General features: G+C 64.5%; 5 protein-coding genes. 3 read left to right on the forward strand and 2 right to left on the reverse strand.

Features of this window, described 5'->3' with window-relative positions; translation table 11 throughout:
• Positions 1–96: 96 nt before the first annotated feature.
• Positions 97–315, reverse strand: a complete 219-nt coding sequence (locus HOQ23_RS20415) for a hypothetical protein (RefSeq protein WP_172217470.1) — start codon at positions 313–315, stop codon at positions 97–99.
• 80 nt (positions 316–395) lie between these two features.
• On the reverse strand, positions 396–908 hold the full coding sequence (locus HOQ23_RS20420; protein WP_172217471.1) for a hypothetical protein: 513 nt from the start codon (positions 906–908) through the stop codon (positions 396–398).
• A gap of 123 nt (positions 909–1,031) precedes the next feature.
• Between HOQ23_RS20420 and HOQ23_RS20425 the strand changes: the two genes are divergently transcribed.
• From HOQ23_RS20425 to HOQ23_RS20435, 3 genes are all read left to right on the forward strand, one after another.
• On the forward strand, positions 1,032–1,817 hold the full coding sequence (locus HOQ23_RS20425) for a hypothetical protein (protein WP_172217472.1): 786 nt from the start codon (positions 1,032–1,034) through the stop codon (positions 1,815–1,817).
• 130 nt (positions 1,818–1,947) lie between these two features.
• Positions 1,948–3,143 (forward strand): IS3 family transposase gene (locus HOQ23_RS20430; protein ID WP_172217473.1). Its coding sequence is split into 2 segments (ribosomal slippage): positions 1,948–2,232 and positions 2,235–3,143, totalling 1,194 coding nucleotides; the frame shifts between segments, so codons are not numbered across the junction.
• Positions 3,144–3,333: 190 nt separating this feature from the next.
• Positions 3,334–3,531, forward strand: coding sequence for a hypothetical protein (locus tag HOQ23_RS20435; protein WP_172217475.1), 198 nt, complete (start codon positions 3,334–3,336; stop codon positions 3,529–3,531).
• Positions 3,532–3,987: the final 456 nt, after the last annotated feature.

Genomic DNA, 3,987 nt, shown 5'->3' on the forward strand with positions numbered 1-3,987 from the left:
ACGCCTGCACGGCGAGATCGGCCTCGTCCCACCCGTTGAGTTCGAGGACGAGCACTACCGGCACAACCCCGCGCCGACTACCCTCAGCGCGTCAGTTCAGAGCCTCCACTGAACCCGGCACGCGACAAACTTCCAGAGCTCCTTGGCGGCACGTGAGTACTGGAACAAGACGAGGTCGACACCGAACGCGTCCAGTTCACCATCGCGGAATCGGTCGGTAGCCGCAGCCACGTGCTCGACGAGTTCGGCAAGCCTCGCCTCGTGGTACGCCGCAACCGCGTCACCTGCTTGTCGACGCTCCGAACCTCGGGACACGACCCGAGACTATTCCGAACCGTCGAGACACGAACGCTCACGTGCACATCGCCGCAGGCGCGGATCTTCGCGCCGTGGTGCTAAGCCAGTGAGGCAGCGGGGCGAAGTCGAAGCATGAGGTCGTCGTCGGGCAGGCGATGCACTTCCTCGATGGCCCACGCCCGGCGCGTATCTACCAACCCGAAGGCATCCCACTCATAGTCCCCGATGTGGGACAGACGGCCTCGCACGGTCAGAGCCGAGCCGATGTCGATGCCTGATGCTGGCCCCGCGATCTGGGACTGCATCAGGTCGCCGTTCACGGACAACACGACGTCGGTTCCCGCGTGACGAGGCCCGGATCCCGTGTCGGACTGGTAGTCCGTGGCCGTGACCACAGACCCAGTCACGACATATTCGACCGCGTCGGGGTCGACGAGGGGTCCGTCAGCTTGCGAGATCCGCTCTCGCGTCGGAGCGTGGAACGGCTCGACCGTCCCCGTGACACGGATCGCCTGACTCGGAAGGACTTCTCCGACGGACAGCTGATCGCCCAGCTCCCAAGCCCTGACCCGCACCCAAAAAGATTCGTCCCGCTGAGTCCGCGCGTCCACGAGCGGATCATGTCACTAGACGCCGCACCTCGGTGTGAGGGTGCGGCCCGAAGTGGCGCCGACATGCGGCGGAAGGACGCAACTTCTTACGCGGCCGAGCGCTGGCCCGTGTCTACTAAGGACATGACCGTGGGGAACCCTCGATGTTGGTGGTGTGGGGCCGCAGCAAGTAGTGGAGAGCACAAATTCAAGCGTTCTGATCTCGTCCGTGCGTTCGGGGATGGCGCATGGCGCGGCCCCACCGCCGTCGCTCACCTGGCAGATCGCGTGCTTGCACCTCAATCGTCACGCGCAAAGGGCCTCAAGTTCGAAAAATCTCTTTGCCACAGTTGCAACACCGCTAGAAGCCAAGCCTTCGATCGTGCGTATGACGCCCTCGCGGACTACATTCGCGATTCCGGAGATTACGTTCTCAGTACCGGGATACTTGATTGGAACGACGTTTTTGGCGACGCCTGGCAAGACGGGATGGAACTGCTGACTCGCTACTGGGTCAAACACATCGGATGTCGACTCGCGCAGGTCGGCGCGGCCATCAGCCCTGGCATGATCGAGTTTCTTGATGGTTCTTCTAACCTGAGACACGTGCAGATGGGGTTGGAGATCCGCGAAGACGTGGTCGCTGTGATGGGCCATCTCGCAGACACCCACGGCGAGAGCAAGCACAGCCTGTGGCTCGGCCCTGCAATGGGCCACGTTGACCGAAGCAGCGGCGTGGTCGTGCAGATGACTAGCCACACAGGCATCAATTGGCTCAGGCTCTGGTACGACTATGACTTCGTCGATCCGACCGGCTCGGTCAGCTTTGGAGATCGCAAGGTTGAGTTGCCGCGGGGTTGGTCAATCGACCCGACCTCGGTGGTGGCCGATTGCCGTGTCTGCCGTCCCGAGGGGTACGACGACGAGTAGCGCCTCCCAACGGGGCGGCACGCACATCGGCGGCGAAAAGACGCGGGTCGAGCGACAACTCGGGACTGCTGCACGAGTAGGTGACATCTGATCTGTGGTGCCGAGAGGTGCTGCTGGAAGGATGTGCACTGTGCCGAAGCCGTACCCCAAGGAGTTCCGCGACGACGTGGTCCGCGTCGCGAGGAACCGTGAGCCGGGTGTTCATCTGAAGCAGATCGCTGCCGACTTCGGGATCAGCGAGTCGTGCCTGACGAACTGGATGAAGACCGCCGACGTCGAAGACGGCGTGAAGCCGGGCGTGAGCGCGAGCGAGAATGCCGAGCTACGTGAGGCCAAGAAGCGGATCCGGCTGCTCGAGCAGGAGAACGAGGTACTGCGCCGGGCGGCTGCCTACCTGTCGCAGGCCAATCTGCCGGGAAAATGATGTACCCGCTCGTCCGCGAGCTGGCCGTCGACGGTGTCCCCGTCACGGTGACGTGCCGGGTCCTCAAGATCGCCCGCCAGCCCTACTACCGCTGGCTGGCCAACCCGGTCACCGACGCCGAGCTCGAGGAGGCCTACCGCGCCAACGCCCTGTTCGACGCGCACCGAGACGACCCGGAGTTCGGCTACCGATTCCTCCTCGATGAGGCCCACGACGCCGGCGAGGTCATGGCTGCGCGAACGGCGTGGCGGATCTGCTCGACCAACGGCTGGTGGAGTGCCTTCGGCAAGCCCAAGCGCGGCAAGAGCGGCAAGAAGCCCGGCCCGCCGGTCCACGACGACCTCTGCGCGGTCGTCGACAAGCACGGCGTCGTGCGACACGAGTTCAACGCCGAAGCCCCAAACCAGCTGTGGCTCACCGACATCACCGAGCACCGCACCGGTGAGGGCAAGCTCTACCTCTGCGCGATCAAGGACGTCTACTCCAACCGCATCGTCGGCTACTCCATCGACTCCCGTATGAAGTCGCGGCTCGCGGTGACCGCACTCAACAACGCCGTGGCTCGCCGGGTCGATGTCGCCGGTTGCGTCGTCCACAGCGACCGCGGCTCTCAATTCCGCAGCAGGAAATTCGTGCACGCGCTCAACCGTCACAACATGGTCGGATCCATGGGCCGCGTCGGCGCCGCCGGCGACAACGCCGCCATGGAGTCCTTCTTCGCTCTACTGCAGAAGAACGTGCTGGACCGCCGCACCTGGGCCACCTGCGAAGAACTCCGAATCGCGATCGCGCGATGGATCGAGAGGACGTACCACCGCCGCCGTAGACAGGCCGCTCTCGGGCGGTTGACCCCCATCGAGTTCGAGACCATCATGACCGCGCCAGCCACTCAGGCTGCGTGACCCAACCTGTCACCCGATCGTGCAGCAGTCCCCTCGCTCGAGCCGAAGAGTCTGAGGTCGCGTACGCCTTGCGTCGCCAGGCGCGCTGACAGTTAAACGGACGCGGGCGCCGCCGGCTGACGGAAGCAGAGAATCGCCACTGGCGACGACGACGAGCGGACCGCGCGGCGCAGCGTGATCGAATGGGACCATGTACCGCATCGAATACGCCCTTCCGAATCCGCAGGACCCCGACCGCAGCCTCCCGGCAACTCTGGGGGAGTTCCAGACGCTTGACGAGGCGCGCGATCTCGCGCGATGGGCGCTCGCGCAGTACGGGCGGGACGTGTCGATCGTGGAGTATGGCTCCCTCGGCGATCCGAAGACTGTCGAAGTCGTCTCGGAGTAGCCGGCTTCCTCACGGCGCGTGAGGAAGCCGCCCTCGCCGCCGACGTCCGATAATGGTTAGCGATGCCGCTGCGTCGTCGTGCAACGATGCGGTGCCCGTCGAGGACCCAGACAGGCCTTTGGGGCCATGTGGTGCGACGACGGAAGGATACGTGGTGCCAGCTTTGATCCATGTGACTGACCGGCTCTTGGTTCGTCCCTGTTGGGTCGGACGAGCAGACTTCGGGTCCAGGCCGCACTATCGCGCCAGTACGTTGCGCCTCTCCTAAGGCTGTTGACCCGCGGGTCGGTAACGGCTAATCTCCGCCCCGTTGGGCCGTTAGCTCAGTTTGTCGCGTGCCGGGTCTGATGGAGGCTCTCATTCCACGGAAGGATGAGAGTCATGGCAGCACCGAGGAAGTACCCGGACGAGCTTCGGGAGCGGGCGATCCGGATGGCGGTCGATCTGCGGCGTGAC

It is taken from the genome of Nocardioides sp. zg-DK7169, assembly GCF_013155365.1.
In the GTDB taxonomy this organism is placed as follows: domain Bacteria; phylum Actinomycetota; class Actinomycetes; order Propionibacteriales; family Nocardioidaceae; genus Nocardioides.

Coding starts and splice junctions, on each gene's coding strand:
- HOQ23_RS20425 (WP_172217472.1), top strand. CDS start 1,032: ATGACCGTGGGGAACCCTCGATGTTGGTGGTGTGGGGCCGCAGCAAGT.
- HOQ23_RS20435 (WP_172217475.1), top strand. CDS start 3,334: ATGTACCGCATCGAATACGCCCTTCCGAATCCGCAGGACCCCGACCGC.